The sequence below is a fragment of the Streptomyces bicolor genome (assembly GCF_000719285.1).
Classification (GTDB): Bacteria; Actinomycetota; Actinomycetes; order Streptomycetales; family Streptomycetaceae; genus Streptomyces; species Streptomyces bicolor.
In genome coordinates, this window is sequence record NZ_JOFS01000014.1 from 1 (window position 1) to 15,113 (window position 15,113).

The following is a 15,113-nucleotide window of genomic DNA, read 5'->3' on the forward strand; positions in this document are numbered from 1 at the left end:
CGGCGTAGACGGCCACGCTCGCGATGCCGGCATCCCGGCAGGCCCGGGCCACGCGGACAGCGATTTCGCCACGGTTGGCGATGAGCACCTTGCGCACGATTGAGGCTCCCTCCTTGAAACAAGCCGAGTTTAGGGACTGCCGACACGCCACATCGACCCGTCCCCGGTGGTGAGCTTGCCCACACGGAGCGTGATTCCAGGCTCGCTCCACCTGCGAAATCCCATGTCGCGCCTCGGCACGCAGGTCTCTCCCGGAAAACCCTAGCCCTCCGCTGTGGTCAAGGTCTCTGTCATCACGTGCTGCGGGCCACTTGGTTTCTTTGTGGAATCCCTACGAATGGCCCAATGATTCTTTGCCCCTGCCCGAACCCTTGTCCCGGGGTTTACCCGTTAGTAGCGTTCGCGATGTCTCGAACGTACTAGGGGTAACCGGCGCCCGGCTCGGGCGGCGGCCGAAGGTGGGTGGGGGCCGGTGGTGCGCAGGCCGGTGGCGTGGGTGTTGGCGCTCGTGCTCTTCGTCGAGGCGCTCGGCATCGCGGGGCTGAACTGGCTCCTCGGGAATGTCGTCGACGGTCAGGACATGTCCCTGGCGGGGCTGGACCCGGACGTGATGTCGATGTCGTCGAAGATCGGCGGCCTGGTCTTCGGCGCCTACTTCGCGCTGTGCGGCCTGGTCGCGCTGCTCGTCGGCGTGCGCAACCGCGCCCCGGCCGGCCTGGGGCGCATCCTGCTGATCAGCGCGGCCGTGGTGCACGGGCTGCTGGGCGCGTTCGTCTGGGGGCTGGTGGGCTGGACGGCGTTCCTGTTCATGATGGTCGTGCTCGCCCTGATAGTGCTGCTGCTCATGACGTACGACGCCCAGGGCGCGCCCGAGGAGCCCACCGACGCCGTTCCCGACGGGGATCGGGGCGACGACGGCTCCCCGGCCGGGGGCTCCCCGGTCAGCCCTCCGCCGGCGCCCACAACTCCGTGATGCCGATGCCCAGTTGGCCGAGCAGCCGGCGCACCAGCGGCAGGCTGATGCCGATCACATTTCCGTGGTCGCCGTCGATGCCGTCGATGAACGGGGCCGAGCGGCCGTCGAGGGTGAACGCCCCGGCGACGTAGAGGGGTTCACCGGAGGCCACGTACGCCGCGATCTCCTCGTCGGTCGGCTCGCCGAAGCGGACGACCGTGGAGGCGGTGGCGGAGGTGTACCGGCCGGTGACGGTGTCGTAGACGCAGTGGCCGGTCTGGAGTGTGCCCGCCCGGCCGCGCATCGACTTCCAGCGGGCCGTGGCCTCCTCGGCGTCGGCCGGCTTGCCCAGGGCCTCGCCGTCCAGGTCGAGGACCGAGTCGCAGCCGATCACGATCGCGCCCTTGACCTCGGGCTTCGCCGCCACGACGGAGGCCTTCGCCTCGGCCAGGGCCAGCGCGAGCTCGGCGGGCGTGGGCGCGGTGACGGCGTCCTCGTCGACGCCGCTCACGATGACCTCGGGGTCGAGTCCGGCCTGGCGCAGCAGGTTGAGCCTGGCGGGGGACTGGGAGGCGAGGACGAGCCGGCGGCGGGGCTGATCAGTCATGCGGTCAGCGTATCGGCGCGCCCGCCGGGGCTCACCACGGCCGGACTCACCACAGCCCGAGCACGATCATCGTGAGCACCATGGCCAGCGCCATGAGAACGCCCAGCCGCCGCAACATCTCCTGCATGTCACGCAGTTCCTTGGGCGGCTCGTTCTCGGGGTCGGACCACAGCATGCCTTCCATCGTCCGTCGGCGGTCCGGTGCGGCGCCTGAGTACGCGTACTCAACTTCCCTCCAAACGGTGCTAGCGTGCCATTAGCTAATGGGCCTTCGGTTCCGTTTGGAGGATGCATCATGTTCATCGCTTCCTGGATCGCGTCACCTCAGCTGCCCAGCGAGGGCTTCACGCCGAACTGGTCCCGCGAGGGCTTCTGGCGCCAGTCACTGCGGCAGGTCGTACGGCTGGCGGCGGGGGGTGACCGGGTGCGGGTGCGGCTCTCCAACGCGTACGGCACCTCGCCCGTGCGGGTCGTGCGGGCGAGCGTGGGGCTTACGGCCGCCGGGGCCCGTGTGGCGCCGGGGTCGCTCACGGGGCTCACCTTCGGGGGTGCCGGTGCGGCGGCGATACCGGCGCGCGGGGAGTTGGTCAGCGATGACGTCCCCCTCGCCGTCGCCGCCGGGCAGTCCCTGACCGTGACTCTGTACTTCGACGCCACGACCGGCCCCGCGACCTTCCACGCACAGGCCTTCACGACCAGCCACCGGGGCGAGGGCGACCTGTCGGCGGACCCCGGCGGCGAGGGCTTCGACGCGACGACCGAGTCCTGGTACTTCCTGTCGGCCGTGGAGGTCGACTCCGGCCGCGCGGACGCCGTCGCCCTCTTCGGCGACTCCATCACGGACGGGTTCGGCTCGACGCCGGGCGCGAACCGTCGCTGGTCGGACGCGCTCGCCGGGCGCACGGGACGGCCGGTGCTCAACGCCGGTATCGGCGGGAACCTGCTGCTCAACGACTCGGCGTGGTACGGCGAGCGGGGTGTCCGGCGGTTGCGCCGGGACGTCCTCGACCGGCCCGGCGTGGACGCGCTCGTCGTGCTGCTCGGTCTGAACGACATCGGCTTCAGCGAGACGGACGAGCAGCCGACCTACAAACCGGCGCCGGTGGTGGAGGCGGAGGAACTCATCGCCGGGCACCGGGAGTTGATACGGCAGGGCAGGGCGGCGGGACTGCGGGTGATCGGGGCGACTCTGCTGCCGTTCGGGGGCTCGGACCACTGGGGTGAGCACGCGGCCAAGGTGAGCCACGAGCTGAACGAGTGGATTCGCTGCTCGGGGGCGTACGACGCGGTGGTGGACCTGAACCGGGCGCTGGCCGATCCGGCGGACCCGGACCGGCTGCGGCCGTCGTACGACTTCGGCGACCACCTGCACCCGAACGATGCCGGGTACGAGGTGATGGCCGAAGTCGTGTCAACGCTCCTCTAAGCGGGCCAGTACGTACGCGCCCACGTCGTCGGCCCCGGCTGCGGCACCCTCTGGGCCGCGATGCGGGCCGGGTCCGCCCAGGAGTCGCGCGGGGTCGGTGCGCCGGGCGGGAGGGCGCTGGCCGCCGCGGCGCGGGCGCGGACCACCGCCAGTGCGGCGGCCAGCTCCTCGGGTGTCGGGTTGCCCCGTAGGACCTTGATGTTCATGACGGCTCCCAGCAGGCCTAGAGGGGGATGTTGCCGTGCTTCTTCGGGGGCAGGGATTCCCGCTTGGTACGCAGCTGACGCAGGCCGCGTACGACGTGCAGGCGGGTGTCGGACGGCATGATCACCGCGTCGATGTAGCCGCGCTCGGCCGCGACGTAGGGGTTGAGGAGGGTGTCCTCGTACTCCTGGATCAGCCGGGCGCGCACCGCCTCCAGGTCCTCACCGTTTGCCTCCGCTTCAGCGATGGTCCGGCGGTGCAGGATGTTGACGGCGCCCTGGGCGCCCATGACGGCGATCTGGGCGGTCGGCCAGGCGAGGTTGAGATCGGCACCCAGGTGCTTGGAGCCCATGACGTCGTAGGCGCCGCCGAAGGCCTTGCGGGTGATGACCGTGATGAGCGGGACCGTCGCCTCGGCGTAGGCGTAGATCAGCTTGGCGCCGCGCCGGATGATGCCGGTGTGCTCCTGGTCGACGCCCGGAAGGAAGCCGGGGACGTCGACGAAGGTGATGACCGGGACGTTGAAGGCGTCGCAGGTGCGCACGAACCGCGCTGCCTTCTCGCTCGCGTCGATGTCGAGGCAGCCGGCGAACTGCATCGGCTGGTTGGCGACGATGCCGACCGGACGGCCCTCGACCCGCCCGAACCCGGTGATGATGTTCGGCGCGAACAGCGGCTGCGTCTCGAAGAACTCGGCGTCGTCCAGGACGTGTTCGATCACCGCGTGCATGTCGTACGGCTGGTTCGCGCTGTCCGGCACGATCGTGTCCAGCTCGCGGTCCTCGTCGGTGACGGAGAGGTCCGCCTCTTCCGGGAAGGCCGGGGGCTCGGAGAGGTTGTTGGACGGCAGGTACGACAGCAGCTGCTTGACGTACTCGATGGCGTCCTTCTCGTCACCGGCCATGTGGTGGGCCACGCCGGAGGCCGAGTTGTGGGTGCGGGCGCCGCCCAGCTCCTCGAAGCCGACGTCCTCGCCGGTGACGGTCTTGATGACGTCCGGGCCGGTGATGAACATGTGCGAGGTCTGGTCGACCATGACCGTGAAGTCGGTGATGGCGGGGGAGTAGACCGCGCCACCCGCACAGGGCCCCACGACCAGGCTGATCTGCGGGATGACCCCGGACGCATGGGTGTTGCGGCGGAAGATCTCGCCGTACGCGCCCAGCGAGGCCACACCCTCCTGGATGCGGGCGCCGCCGGAGTCGTTGATGCCGATGACCGGGCAGCCGGTCTTCAGCGCGAAGTCCATGACCTTGACGATCTTCTGGCCGTAGACCTCGCCCAGCGCACCGCCGAACACGGTGAAGTCCTGCGAGAACACGGCCACCGGACGGCCGTCGACGGTCCCGTACCCGGTGACGACCCCGTCCCCGTACGGGCGGTTCTTCTCCAGCCCGAAGTTGGTGGAGCGGTGCCGCGCGAACTCGTCGAGCTCGACGAACGACCCCTCGTCGAGGAGCAGCTCGACGCGCTCACGGGCCGTCAACTTGCCCTTGGCGTGCTGCTTTTCGACGGCGCGTGCGGAGCCGGCGTGCGTCGCTTCCTCGATACGGCGCTGGAGATCCGCGAGCTTGCCCGCGGTGGTGTGGATGTCGATCCCTTGGGGCTCTTGGATCTCGTGACGCTCTTCCGGCTCGGACATCGGGATGGCGCTCCCTGCCTGCTCAAAAGGGGGGACGGTTACTCATCCGTAGCGTAGTGGGGTGCCTACGAAACAGCAGTGCGGCGTTTGCCACACCTAGGGTGGCTTGCATGACGCCGCGAGATGCATCAGACGACAGCCGCTGGTCCGACCTGGACCGTCCGCCGCTCAACGCCGCCGCACTGCGGCGCGGGCTCGTACGGGAGGGCGGGTTGTGGTGCGACGTGGACGTGGTGCGGAGCACCGGCTCCACCAACACGGACCTCGTGGCCCTGGCCACCGAGGGCAAGGCGGAGGAGGGCGCGGTCCTGGTCGCCGAGGAGCAGACGGCCGGCAAGGGCCGCCTCGACCGGCAGTGGTCGGCTCCGCCCCGCTCGGGGCTGTTCTTCTCCGTGCTGCTGAATCCCGCCGGGGTGCCGGTGCCGGTGGCCCGGTGGGGGTGGCTGCCGCTGCTCACGGGCGTCGCCGTCGCGACCGGGCTGTCGCGGGCGGCGGGCGTGGACACGGCACTCAAGTGGCCGAACGACCTGCTGGTGACCGTGGGCGGCGAGGAACGCAAGGCCGGCGGGATCCTCGCGGAGCGGGCCGGGAGCGCCGGGGTGGTCATCGGCGTCGGCATCAACGTCACGTTGCGTGAGGATGAGCTGCCGGTGCCCCAGGCGGGGTCGCTGGCGCTGGCCGGGGCGGTGAGCACGGACCGGGATCCGTTGCTGCGGGCGGTGCTGCGGTCGCTGGAGGAGTGGTACGGGCGGTGGCGGGCCGCGGCGGGGGATCCGGTGGTGAGCGGGCTGCAGGAGGCGTATGCGGCGGGGTGCGCGACGTTGGGGAGGGTGGTGCGGGCCGAGTTGCCGGGGGATCGGGCGATCACGGGCGAGGCGGTCGCGATCGACGGGGACGGGCGGTTGGTGATCGCGACGGAGGAAGGGGTACAGGAGCCGGTGGGGGCGGGGGACATCGTGCACCTGCGGTTGGCGTGAGGAATATCAGCCCGTCCGGCGTTTGAGGACGAGGCCCTTTCGGGGCCGAAGCGGGGGTCTGGGGGCGGCAGCCCCCAGCCAGGCCGGCCCGCACGCCGGGCGCCCCACCAGCAGGCGGCCACTGGAACCGTCGGCTCAACCTAACGGAGTGAGCTGGCGCACACCTGCCGTACAGTGAAGGCCGGTCGAGTACTGACCGCGGCAGATCGGAAGGGCAGCAGGCGTGACCGTCGACGATTCGGGCTCCGGCGCGGGCGCGGACGGCCGGGTGGACCCCCACGCCGCCGACCCCGGCGAGGATCCGCTCGCCCTCCGCCTGGAACAGCTCATCCTCGGCGCCGAGCGGCGCTACACCCCGTTTCAGGCGGCCCGTAGCGCCGGTGTCTCCATGGAGCTGGCGTCCCGGTTCTGGCGGGCCATGGGGTTCGCCGACATCGGGCAGGCGAAGGCGCTGACCGAGGCCGACGTACTGGCGCTCAGACGTCTCGCCGGTCTCGTCGAGGCGGGGCTGCTCAGCGAGGCCATGGCCGTGCAGGTGGCCCGGTCCACCGGGCAGACCACCGCCCGGCTGGCCGAGTGGCAGATCGACTCGTTCCTGGAGGGGCTGACCGAGCCGCCCGAGCCGGGGATGACACGGACCGAGGTGACGTACCCGATCATCGAACTGCTCCTGCCCGAGCTGGAGGAGTTCCTCGTCTACGTCTGGCGGCGTCAGCTCGCCGCCTCGGCGGGCCGGGTCATCCAGGCCGCCGACGACGAGGAGATGGTCGACCGGCGCCTGGCCGTGGGCTTCGCCGACCTGGTCGGCTTCACGCGGCTGACCCGCCGTATGGAGGAGGAGGAACTCGGCGAGCTCGTCGAGGCCTTCGAGACCACCGCGGCCGACCTGGTGGCGGCGCGCGGCGGACGGCTGATCAAGACCCTGGGTGACGAGGTTCTGTACGCGGCCGACGACGCCGGGGTCGCCGCGGAGATCGCCCTTCGCCTCATCGAGACCATGGCCAACGACGAGACGATGCCCGAGCTGCGCGTCGGCATCGCGTTCGGCACGGTGACCACTCGAATGGGCGATGTCTTCGGTACGACCGTGAACCTTGCCTCCCGGCTGACGTCGATAGCTCCGCGTGACGCCGTTCTCGTCGACAGCGCGTTCGCGGAGGAGCTCGTCCGAACGGGTGAAGCGCCGGCGTCGGAGGCGGAGGCGGCGGAAGCGGCTGCTGCCGCCGAGAAGGAGGGGGAGGAGCCGCCGGTGTACCGGTTTGCGTTGCAGCCGATGTGGCAGCGGCCGGTGCGAGGGCTCGGCGTTGTCGAGCCGTGGCTTTTGACGCGGAGGGCGTCCGCCGGGGGCGAGTGAGCGGCGTTGCGGTGCCGTCAGTTGTTCAGGGGATCGACGCACAGGCCGATGACCGGGACGCACACGCCGTCGTCGGTCGGCTGATCCGGTTGTGGGGCCGGGGGGTTCGGGGTGGGCCGGCCCGGGGGCTGAGTCGGGGGCCGGGTTGGAGCCGGGTCGGGTGCCTGGCTGGTCGGCGCGGGTCGGTGAGGCGCAGGGGTCTGGCCTGCTGTCCTGTCCGGCCGCGGCGTAGCCCCGGTGTTCGCGGTCGGTACGACGATCGTGGCCGTCGTCGGTGTCGCGCCCTGGCCGCCCATGACGTGGGTCGTTGACGGGCTCGGCTTCGGGGCTGTCGTCGGGACCGTGGCGGCGGCGTTGTTCGCGTGCTCCGGGGCGCTGATCGGGTCCGAGGCGGGGTCGGTCTGCGGCGTGCCGAGGCCGGTGACGTCGGAGTCGGGGGTCAGGCGTACGAGGCTCAGGGCGCCGGCGGCCAGGGCGAGGCCGCCGGCCGCGAGGAGGGCCTTGCGGGGGCGGGGGCGGCGGTGACGGCCGCGGGGGCCGAAGAGACGGGCGGTGGAGGCGTACGCCTCGTTCGCCTCGGTTTCCGGTGACGGCTCCGTGGCTCCGGTAGGGGGCGTCGTGCCGCTCACCCTCGACTCGTTCCCCGTGCCGCTCACCCTCGACTCGTTCCCCGTGCCGCTCGCCCTTGCCCCGTTCACCGTGCCGCTCGCCGTCGGCTCGTTCCCCGTAGCGCTCGCCCTCGACCCGTTCGCCGTACCGCCCATCGTTACCCCTCCCCATGCGCTCGCGCCCCCAATGCGCCGTGGTGTCGCGCACGTTATGCGCTGTCCGTGACGGTGCGGCGGGACTTGGGTGGCATGTCACTCGAACGGGGTGTCGGGCCTCGACCCGGGAACCGCTCGCGGCGGGCCTTTCCCCGGCGGGGTACGGCTGCGATGATCGGGGCGAGTGTTGTTAACCCGCGTTAACCGGAGGGCGTCATGAGTGAGGAGCGGTACGGGGAGTTCGTGCTGGTGCGGCGACACGGCGACGGGGGTGTCGGGCATGTCGCGGAGCTCGTCCTCGACCGGCCCAAGGCCATGAACGCCGTCTCGACGGAGATGGCCCGGTCGATCGCGGGGGCGTGTGCGGCGCTGGGCGCGGACCGTGACGTACGGGTGGTGGTGCTGACCTCGACGCATGAGCGGGCGTTCTGTGTCGGGGCGGATCTGAAGGAGCGGAATTCCTTCAGTGACGCGGAGTTGGTACGGCAGCGGCCGGTGGCGCGGGGGGCGTACACCGGGGTGCTCGAGTTGCCGGTGCCGACGATCGCGGCGGTGCACGGCTTCGCGCTGGGCGGTGGCTTCGAGCTGGCGTTGGCCTGCGATGTGATCGTGGCCGACCGTACGGCTGTGGTGGGGCTGCCGGAGGTGTCGGTCGGGGTCATTCCCGGCGGTGGCGGGACGCAGTTGCTGCCGCGGCGGGTGGGGGCCGCCCGGGCGGCGGAGCTGATCTTCACGGCGCGGCGGGTCGAGGCCGTCGAGGCTCGGGAGCTGGGGCTGGTGGACGAGCTGGTGGACGAGGGGCGGGACCGGGAGGAGGCGCTGGCGCTGGGCGCCCGGATCGCGGGGAACTCGCCGGTGGGGTTGCGGGCGGCCAAGCGGGCGTTGCGGCTGGGGCAGGGGCTGGATCTGCGGGCCGGGCTGGAGGTCGAAGACGCGGCGTGGCGGGCGGTGGCGTTCTCGGGGGACCGGGCGGAAGGGGTGGCGGCGTTCAACGAGAAGCGGAAGCCGGAGTGGCCGGGGGAGTAGGTGGGAGGGTGGTCGGGTGGCCGTCCGTCACTCCACCGCCGTATCAATGTCCTAGTTCGCCCTAAACCTCCTAGCCTGGAGTGATGGGTGAGGACAGACGGCTCGCGGCCGTGGTGGCGCTGGCGCAGGGGATGGCGGCGGCGCACACCCCGCGTGAGTCCTGGCGGGCGGCGGCGCTCGGGGCGTGTCGGGCGTTGGCCGGGAGCTTTGCCGCGCTGTCGGTGTGGGAGCGGGAGCTCGGGCGGTTGCGGGTGCTCGTCAACGTGGGGGACCGGGCACGGGGGGAGGAGGAGTTTCCGGGCGACGAGGCCTATCCCGTGCATCAGTTTCCGGAGATCACCGAGTTCCTGCACGAGCGGTGGGCGTCCGGTGGTGAGCCCAACGCCTGGGTGGAGACCGCCGACGGTCCCGCCACGGGGCACCCCGGGTACTGCCATCAGCGGGTCGCCGCTCTACGGCGACGTGGGCGGGGGTGCTGTGTCGTCGCGCCGATCGTGCTGAACGGTCGGGCCTGGGGGGAGCTGTATGTCGCCCGATCCGCCGGTGCGCCCGTCTTCGACCGGGGCGACGCCGACTTCGCGACCGTGCTGGCGTCCGTCGTGGCCGCCGGGATGGCGCAGAGCGAGCGGCTGGAGGAGGCGCGGCGGCTGGCGTTCACCGACGCGCTGACCGGGCTCGCCAATCGGCGTGCGGTGGATGTGCGGTTGGAGGAGGCCATCGAGCGGCACCGTGATCACGGCGTCGTCGTCAGCCTCGTCGTGTGTGACCTCAATGGGCTCAAGCGGGTCAACGACACGCTGGGGCACGCCGTCGGTGACCGGCTGCTGGAGAGGTTCGGGTCGGTGTTGTCGCTGTGCGGGGCGATGCTGCCCGGTGCGCTCGCCGCGCGGCTCGGCGGGGACGAGTTCTGCCTGCTCGCCGTGGGGTCGCCGGTCGACGAGGTGGTGAAGGCCGCCGACGAACTGTGCCGTCGGGCAGCTGAGTTGGAGCTCGGCGAGGGGGTCGCGTGCGGGGTGGCGTCGACCGACGACGCCGTCGGGCCCGTTCGGTCCGCCCGGCGGTTGTTCCGGCTGGCCGATGCGGCGCAGTACCAGGCGAAGGCCGTGCGGGCGGACCGGGCCGTTGTGGCGGGGCGGGAGGGCCCGGACGATCCGGTGCTGCGGCTCGCCGACGCGGAGCCGTCCGGGGAGGAGGGGGTCGTGGAGCGGCGGCGGTTCCGGGGGCGTGTGCCGTGAGGCGGCCGGCACCCGGAGCGGGCCTTGGCTTTCCTCGTCCTCGGCCTCGTCGTCCCTGTCCGGCGTGGTAAGGGGTGTACCCCCCACCCACTAGTGACATCTTCGTCTTCACTGCGTACGCTCCTGAATATGGATATGCACACTGTGGTGGTGGGGACCTCCGGGGTCACCGCGTCCGACGTGCTCGCCGTGGCGCGGGGCGGGGCGCGGGTCGAGTTGTCGGTGGAGGCTGTCGCGGCACTGGGCGCGGCTCGCGAGATCGTGGACGCGCTGGCGGCCAAGCCCGACCCCGTGTACGGCGTCTCCACCGGGTTCGGCGCCCTGGCGACCCGGCACATCAGCCAGGAACTGCGGGCACAGCTGCAGCGCAACATCGTCCGGTCGCACGCCGCGGGGATGGGGCCGCGCGTGGAGCGGGAGGTCGTACGGGCCCTGATGTTCCTGCGCCTGAAGACGGTCTGCTCCGGGCACACGGGCGTGCGGCCGGAGGTCGCGCAGACCATGGCCGACCTTCTCAACGCCGGTATCACCCCCGTCGTCCACGAGTACGGCTCTCTCGGCTGCTCCGGCGACCTCGCTCCCCTCTCGCACTGCGCCCTCGCGCTCATGGGGGAGGGCGACGCCGAGGGGCCCGACGGGGTCGTGCGGCCCGCCGGTGAACTGCTCGCCGCGCACGGCATCGCGGCCGTCGAACTGCGCGAGAAGGAGGGCCTCGCCCTCCTCAACGGCACCGACGGCATGCTCGGGATGCTCGTCATGGCCCTCGCCGACCTCGACATGCTCTACAAGTCCGCCGACGTCACCGCGGCCCTCAGCCTCGAGGCCCTGCTCGGGACGGACAAGGTCCTCGCGCCCGAGCTGCACGCCATCCGGCCGCACCCGGGGCAGGGTGCCTCCGCCGCCAACATGCTGGCCGTGCTGAAGGGTTCGGGGCTGACCGGGCACCACCAGGACGACGCGCCCCGGGTGCAGGATGCCTACTCCGTGCGCTGTGCCCCTCAGGTCGCCGGTGCCGGGCGGGACACCATGGCGCACGCGCGGCTGGTCGCCGAGCGGGAGCTCGCCTCGGCCGTCGACAATCCCGTCGTACTGCCCGACGGGCGCGTCGAGTCCAACGGCAACTTCCATGGCGCGCCCGTCGCCTACGTCCTCGACTTCCTCGCCATCGCCGCCGCCGACCTCGCCTCCATCGCCGAGCGCCGCACCGACCGGCTGCTCGACAAGAACCGCAGCCACGGGCTGCCGCCGTTCCTGGCCGACGACGCGGGTGTCGACTCGGGGCTGATGATCGCCCAGTACACCCAGGCCGCCCTGGTGAGCGAGATGAAGCGGCTGGCCGTTCCCGCGTCCGCCGACTCGATTCCGTCCTCCGCCATGCAGGAGGACCACGTCTCCATGGGCTGGTCCGCCGCGCGCAAGCTCCGTACGGCGATCGACAACCTCACCCGGGTGCTCGCCGTCGAGCTGTACGCCGCCACCCGCGCCATCGAACTGCGCGAGGGACTCGCCCCGGCACCGGCCTCGCAGGCGGTCATCGACGCCGTACGGTCCGCCGGAGTCCAGGGCCCCGGCCCCGACCGGTTCCTGGCCCCCGACCTCGCCGCGGCCGACGCGTTCGTGCGCGGCGGGGAGTTGGTGGCGGCGGCGGAGAAGGTCACCGGGCCGCTCCAGTGACGCCCGTGTCGCCTCGGTGACATGGAAGGAGGCCCCGTCCGCCGTACGAGCGGTTCGCGTCGTACGGCGGACAGGGCCCCGGCGGTTCGTTACTTCAGCTTGGCGCCCTGGGCGTCGACCACCGCGGCCGGGACCGTGTAGGCCTTACCCGTCATCAACGCGCCGATGTTCATCGTGTAGTACGTCGCGACGGTGTTCCCGTGGCGCACGACCTCGGCGTGGGCCTGACCGGTCTCCCCGTCCTCCAGGTCCGAGGTCAGCGCGAACGCCACCGACTCGTCGCCGGCGCCCGAGCCCTTCTCGGCGGCGACCTCGGTGAACTTGCCGTCGTCGCTCTTCTCGTCGGCGGTGAAGCCGCCCGCGCAGTTCTCCACCGCGTCGGAGACGGACTTGAACGCCTTCTCGGCGCCGTCGCCGTCGTAGGACGAGAGCCCCACGACGGTGACGTCGACGCTCAACGATTCGTTGAACGCGTCCTCGAACTCCCCCTCGGACAAGTCCTCAATGGACTTGGAGGCGGTGTCGGTGGGCTTCTTCTCCTGCGTGGCCACCGTCTTCGCCTCGGCGGCCGCGTCGGCCGGGGCGTCGCCGGTGATGACCTGGACGAGCGGCTTGCACTTCTCGTCCACGGTGTTGGGGGTCTGGATCTTCATGGCCTCGGCCGTCGAGACCTTGTACCCGTCGACATCGCCCTCGGCGATGAGGGCCTTCTTCAACTCCGCGGAGCTGAGCGCCTTCGCGTCAGCACCGCCGGACTCCCCGCCGCAACCCGTGACAAGGGCGAGCGACAGCGCGCTCACGACAACCGTGGCGGCTGCACGCACGCCCGATGATCTCTTCATGCGCGGACTATGAAGCCCGGGTCAAGAGGGCGTCAAGTGATTTCAGAACCCGAGACGTTCCCGCCGTACCGAATAGGCGACGAAGCCCGCGCCCAGCGCCAGGCAGACGGTCCCGCCGACGATGTACGGCGTGGTGTCGAAGCTTCCGGTGTCGGCGAGCCGGGTGCCGTCGCCGGTGGTGTCGTCGGAGCTCGCGGAAGCGGCCCGCGCCTGCTGGGTGGTCTGTGCCGAGGGGGCCGCCGAAGGCTCCGTTCTCGCCGGCTCGTCGCCCGTCGCGTTCGCGGAGGGAACGAACCACAGGGCGCCCAGCAGGGCCCCCGCGGCGGTGGCGGTCAGCAGCGATCGGCGTGCGGTGGACGACGATCGGTGAGCGGCGGACACGGAATATCGATCCCCTTGTGGTGCTGGCGAATTGGCCGTGTGGGGCGATGTTAGTGAAAGTCGCGGGTCACGGGAAAGTCACGGGGGAAATGAGCCGTACGCTCCGGGCATGAGCAATCCAGAAACATCACGGTTTGTCCGGCTTCGCGTTGAAGTCGTCCTGGAGGTGGACGACGAGGACGCCCTGACCAAGGCCGCGCTGCGGCGCATCGCCGGCGACAGCACCATGCCGGCCGACGAACGGGCCCATGCCGAGGGGAGTGTGACGGAAGACACCGCGGAGGCCCTCGCCTATCTCGTTGATCCATTCGACCTGGTCAGCGAGGTACCCGGGATCGAGCTCGCGCAGGCCTCCTGGTCCAGCGAACGCATCGAGCACGATCCGGATTCGCCCGAGTGGGACTTCGACGACGATGATGTCGACGAGGACTTCGACGACGAAGCGCCGAACAGGGTCGGCTGAGGCGTCTTGGGGAAAACGTGACCCCGGACGGCAACCGCCGTCCGGGGTTTCGTCGTCTCATGGTGCGCACTGGCCGACACCCGCACCATCCGTCACGGCGTATGTGACGTGGTGCGCCCCACACATACCAGGTATGTGGAACGGGATGAACCGGTCGTAGCGTTGAAGATTCTTGACGGGGACTCTCGGGGTTTTTGGGATTCGGGAACTATGGAGAAGCGTGTGATGACGAACAGTAAGCGGCGCAAGGGCCTCGCGGTCGTGTCCGCACTGCTCGGCGGTGTCCTGGTGCTCTCCGCCTGCTCCGGCGGCGGCGACAACGCCTCCGGAAGCGGCGACGGCGACACCTCGCAGGCCAAGGTCGACGAGGCGGCCGCCAAGAAGACCTCCGAGGCCCAGATCAAGATCACGCCCGAGGACGGCACCGACAACGCCTCCATCAACAACTCCGCCGCCGTCACCGTGAGCAAGGGCACGCTCACCGAGGTGACGATGACGACCGCCGAGGGCGCGGCCGTCGAGGGCGAGATATCCGCCGACAAGACCAGCTGGAAGCCCAGCGCCCAGCTCGAGCGCTCCACGACCTACAAGGTCACGGCGACCGCGAAGGACTCCAAGGGCCTGGAGGCCCACGAGAACGCCTCCTTCACCACCGTCTCCCCGGACAACAGCTTCCTCGGCTACTTCACGCCGGAGGACGGCTCCACGGTCGGCGTCGGCATGCCCGTGTCGATCAACTTCGACAAGGCGATCAGCAACAAGGCGGGCGTCCAGAAGGGCATCACCGTCTCCACGACCAGCGGCCAGGAAGTCGTCTGCCACTGGTTCAACGACCAGCGCATGGACTGCCGGCCCGACGAGTACTGGCAGGAGGGCTCGACCGTCACCCTGAAGATGGCGCTGGACGGCGTCGAGGGCGCCGACGGTGTCTACGGCGTCCAGGAGAAGACGGTCACCTTCAAGATCGGCCGCAACCAGATCAGTTACGTCGATGCGAAGACCAAGCAGATGAAGGTCACGCAGGACGGCAAGACCGTCAAGACCATCCCGATCTCGGCCGGCTCGCCGGAGAACAAGACCTACGAAGGCATCATGGTGATGTCCGAGAAGTTCAAGGAGACGCGCATGAACGGCGCGACCGTGGGCTTCACGGACGACGACGGCAAGGGTGAATACGACATCAAGGACGTGCCGCACGCCATCCGCCTGTCGACCTCCGGCACGTTCATCCACGGCAACTACTGGGGCAGCGACTCCATCTTCGGCAGCGTGAACACCAGCCACGGCTGCGTGGGCCTGAACGACACCAAGGGTGCCAACGACAAGGGCACGGCGGGCTACTGGTTCTACAACAACTCGATCGTCGGTGACGTCGTGGTCGTCGAGAACACCGGCGACAAGACGATCGCGCCGGACAACGGCCTCAACGGCTGGAACATGGACTGGGCGCAGTGGAAGGCCGGTTCGGCCGTCTGACGGTCCTGGACGCTCAGCCGCCCGACAGCTCTCTCACAGATGACCGATGCCGCCCCCAGGGGCGGCATCGGTGTTTCCTGGGACCGT

17 protein-coding genes are annotated in these 15,113 nt (G+C 70.6%); 9 read left to right on the forward strand and 8 right to left on the reverse strand.

What is annotated here, in order from left to right; translation table 11 throughout:
• The coding region (locus tag IF78_RS46245) for a biotin carboxylase N-terminal domain-containing protein (protein ID WP_279617129.1) at positions 1-97 on the reverse strand (97 nt) is incomplete at its 3' end.
• 375 nt (positions 98-472) lie between these two features.
• Here IF78_RS46245 and IF78_RS0119500 point away from each other — a divergent pair.
• A complete protein-coding gene (locus IF78_RS0119500) occupies positions 473-973 on the forward strand; it encodes a hypothetical protein (protein WP_031483511.1) in 501 nt (166 codons plus the stop codon).
• On the opposite strand, the gene IF78_RS0119505 is transcribed toward IF78_RS0119500, so the two are convergent.
• Complete coding sequence (locus tag IF78_RS0119505; protein ID WP_031483514.1) at positions 942-1,562, reverse strand: Maf family protein; 621 nt, start codon at positions 1,560-1,562, stop codon at positions 942-944. The genes IF78_RS0119500 and IF78_RS0119505 overlap by 32 nt on opposite strands.
• A 46-nt stretch (positions 1,563-1,608) precedes the next feature.
• Positions 1,609-1,737, reverse strand: coding sequence for a morphogenic membrane protein MmpB (mmpB, locus tag IF78_RS50445; protein WP_093905041.1), 129 nt, complete (start codon positions 1,735-1,737; stop codon positions 1,609-1,611).
• A 120-nt stretch (positions 1,738-1,857) separates the two neighbouring features.
• On the opposite strand from mmpB, the gene IF78_RS0119515 reads away from it, so the two are divergent.
• A complete protein-coding gene (locus IF78_RS0119515; protein ID WP_031483516.1) occupies positions 1,858-2,988 on the forward strand; it encodes an SGNH/GDSL hydrolase family protein in 1,131 nt (376 codons plus the stop codon).
• Here the strand turns inward: IF78_RS0119515 and IF78_RS0119520 are convergent.
• Entirely contained in the window at positions 2,985-3,194 is a 210-nt protein-coding gene (locus IF78_RS0119520; protein ID WP_031483518.1) for an acyl-CoA carboxylase epsilon subunit, read from the reverse strand. The two genes, IF78_RS0119515 and IF78_RS0119520, sit on opposite strands and share 4 nt — an antisense overlap.
• 17 nt (positions 3,195-3,211) lie before the next feature.
• Positions 3,212-4,834: an acyl-CoA carboxylase subunit beta gene (locus IF78_RS0119525; protein WP_031483520.1), complete on the reverse strand. Its 1,623-nt coding sequence runs from the start codon at positions 4,832-4,834 to the stop codon at positions 3,212-3,214.
• 110 nt (positions 4,835-4,944) lie between these two features.
• Here IF78_RS0119525 and IF78_RS0119530 point away from each other — a divergent pair, with 110 nt between their 5' ends.
• Together IF78_RS0119530 and IF78_RS0119535 are read left to right on the forward strand one after the other, a co-directional pair.
• Entirely contained in the window at positions 4,945-5,811 is an 867-nt protein-coding gene (locus tag IF78_RS0119530; protein ID WP_031483522.1) for a biotin--[acetyl-CoA-carboxylase] ligase, read from the forward strand.
• A 223-nt stretch (positions 5,812-6,034) separates the two neighbouring features.
• Positions 6,035-7,165: an adenylate/guanylate cyclase domain-containing protein gene (locus IF78_RS0119535; RefSeq protein ID WP_031483524.1), complete on the forward strand. Its 1,131-nt coding sequence runs from the start codon at positions 6,035-6,037 to the stop codon at positions 7,163-7,165.
• 17 nt (positions 7,166-7,182) lie between these two features.
• Here the strand turns inward: IF78_RS0119535 and IF78_RS0119540 are convergent, their stop codons facing one another.
• Complete coding sequence (locus tag IF78_RS0119540) at positions 7,183-7,821, reverse strand: hypothetical protein (protein WP_234439851.1); 639 nt, start codon at positions 7,819-7,821, stop codon at positions 7,183-7,185.
• Between the two features lie 324 nt (positions 7,822-8,145).
• Between IF78_RS0119540 and IF78_RS0119550 the strand changes: the two genes are divergently transcribed.
• The 3 genes from IF78_RS0119550 (at position 8,146) to hutH (ending at position 11,864) form a co-directional block, all read left to right on the forward strand.
• Positions 8,146-8,955, forward strand: coding sequence for an enoyl-CoA hydratase/isomerase family protein (locus IF78_RS0119550; protein WP_031483531.1), 810 nt, complete (start codon positions 8,146-8,148; stop codon positions 8,953-8,955).
• Between the two features lie 83 nt (positions 8,956-9,038).
• Positions 9,039-10,190, forward strand: a complete 1,152-nt coding sequence (locus IF78_RS0119555) for a GGDEF domain-containing protein (protein WP_031483532.1) — start codon at positions 9,039-9,041, stop codon at positions 10,188-10,190.
• 135 nt (positions 10,191-10,325) lie between these two features.
• Positions 10,326-11,864, forward strand: a complete 1,539-nt coding sequence (gene hutH / locus IF78_RS0119560) for a histidine ammonia-lyase (protein WP_031483535.1) — start codon at positions 10,326-10,328, stop codon at positions 11,862-11,864.
• A gap of 89 nt (positions 11,865-11,953) precedes the next feature.
• Here the strand turns inward: hutH and IF78_RS0119565 are convergent, their stop codons facing one another.
• Complete coding sequence (locus IF78_RS0119565; RefSeq protein WP_199921412.1) at positions 11,954-12,706, reverse strand: hypothetical protein; 753 nt, start codon at positions 12,704-12,706, stop codon at positions 11,954-11,956.
• Positions 12,707-12,748: 42 nt separating this feature from the next.
• Entirely contained in the window at positions 12,749-13,045 is a 297-nt protein-coding gene (locus IF78_RS0119570; RefSeq protein ID WP_031483539.1) for an LAETG motif-containing sortase-dependent surface protein, read from the reverse strand.
• A gap of 208 nt (positions 13,046-13,253) precedes the next feature.
• Between IF78_RS0119570 and IF78_RS0119575 the strand changes: the two genes are divergently transcribed.
• Together IF78_RS0119575 and IF78_RS0119580 are read left to right on the forward strand one after the other, a co-directional pair.
• Positions 13,254-13,550: a hypothetical protein gene (locus IF78_RS0119575; RefSeq protein ID WP_037640821.1), complete on the forward strand. Its 297-nt coding sequence runs from the start codon at positions 13,254-13,256 to the stop codon at positions 13,548-13,550.
• Between the two features lie 225 nt (positions 13,551-13,775).
• Positions 13,776-15,026, forward strand: a complete 1,251-nt coding sequence (locus IF78_RS0119580) for a L,D-transpeptidase (RefSeq protein WP_031483542.1) — start codon at positions 13,776-13,778, stop codon at positions 15,024-15,026.
• The last annotated feature ends 87 nt before the right edge of the window (positions 15,027-15,113 follow it).